We start from the raw sequence: 1,793 nt of genomic DNA, 5'->3' as shown, positions 1-1,793 counted from the left end.
TATCCGCTCAAAGGCCATGAGAATGAACCCATCTGCTTTTTGCTGGATCCTGCCGGAAATGATACCTATGAGGATGGACTGGTTTTTTCCCAGGATTTCAGCCTCTTGATCGATATGGCTGGAAACGATCTCTATGAATTTACCCAGCCTGCATCGGCATTTCACAGCTCTTTTGGCATCGGCTTTTCCTACGACCTCGATGGGGACGATCTTTACCGCACGGGTGATTTTTCTTTTTCCGCTTTCATGGGCATAAACCTGCATCAAGACAAGCGCGGTGACGATATCTATCAAAGTGGACTTTTTTCCCAAGGTGCGGCGATGTTTGGAATTTCCGCCCTAATCGACCACAGTGGCAACGACAACTATCAAGCCAGCGTCTCCGCCCAAGGTTTGGGCAGCACTTTGGGCGCCGGAGTTTTGATTGATTTGGAAGGTGCGGACAACTATAGCCTGGGTGGCAAATACTATCATGAACCCCTTATGCCGCTGGATTTTATCACCCTGGGACAGGGCATGGGAATGGGTCTGCGTCCCCACCTTGCCGGTGGATTGGGCTTGCTTTATGATGGCGCCGGAAACGACCACTATCTGGGTGGAGTTTACGCTCAGGGTTCGGGCTACTGGTATGCCACCGGCGCGCTCATAGATCGCAGTGGCAATGATGTTTACAACGCAATTTACTATCCCCAGGGCTCCGGAATCCACCTCGCCTGCGGATTTTTGGTGGATCACGAAGGCGACGATGCCTATTACAGCCGTCACGGACCAGGCCAGGGTGCTGGTCACGACTGGGGTTTGGGCATTTTATTCGATGGCGGTGGAAATGATGCCTATTCCATCGAAGGCGGAAATGGCTTGGGGCTCACAAACTCTGTCGGCATCTTTGTTGACCGCAGCGGAAACGACCGCTATGAGCGCCAAAATCCTCAAAGCTATGGCAGCGCGAACTTTGTGCGCAGCGCAGGCGGAATCGGGCTTTTCCTGGATGCCGGCGGCGAAGACAGTTATCCAGACAGTCTCAAAGCCAACAACAAAACCTGGCAGCAGGGAACCTATGGTATTGGCCGTGATATCGATTTAAATCCAGTTGAAAAAACCGCGATTGAAGAACTGGCAGAAGCGGAGCCTTTGCCGGATGAAAATGACAGCATTGAAGAGATCTTTGCCGCAGCCGCAGAGTGGGAAGTTGGCTCCGCCGTACAGCGGGTTCGCAAAGCCCGCGAAATCCTGATTGCCCGCGAAGATGAAGCCATTGTCTACATCCTGGAAAACAAACTCAACACCTCCTCCGCCCTGCAATTTCGCGCTCTGGAAGCCTTGACAAAAAGTTCCCAAGCCTTTCGCGCTGAGCTGTACAAGGCAATCGATTTGCCGGACAGCCTGGCAGCGAAAAACGCTCTTTCCCTCATTGCCGGTGTGGGCGACAGCCTTTTGGTGGAGCCGGTTCAGCGCCTTTTAGCCCAGAAAAAGTATGAAACGACCTGCATTTCTGTGTTGGCAGGTGTCGATAGCGCCCGCAGCGTGGAACTTTTGAGCGCATACATCTTCCATCCCAGCGAGCGGTTCCGCTATCTGGCTGCGCGTTCATTAAAACAAATAACCCACCCCAGCGCCCGTGAAACTCTGGAAAAAATGCGTAAAGACCGCTCTTTTTTGGTTCAATCCCTTCTGCGCCAACTACCTTTGGAAAATTCTGAATGAGCGTGGAAAGAGACATTTTTCAAAAATATCTGCGGGAGTTGCGGCTCGCGGAGCCGGAAGCTTTGCTGGAAAGTTTTGACCTCTATCAC

The 1,793-nt window shown here is 52.3% G+C and carries 1 protein-coding gene; it reads left to right on the top strand.

The features are described 5' to 3' along the window. A partial coding sequence (locus tag GX135_06135) for a HEAT repeat domain-containing protein (GenBank protein ID NLN85665.1) occupies positions 1-1,704 on the top strand: 1,704 nt, incomplete at its 5' end. Positions 1,705-1,793: the final 89 nt, after the last annotated feature.

The organism is Candidatus Cloacimonadota bacterium (assembly GCA_012522635.1).
In the GTDB taxonomy this organism is placed as follows: domain Bacteria; phylum Cloacimonadota; class Cloacimonadia; order Cloacimonadales; family Cloacimonadaceae; genus Syntrophosphaera.
Note: the sequence above shows the minus strand (reverse complement) of the source record. Positions and strands in the feature narration are given on the sequence as shown.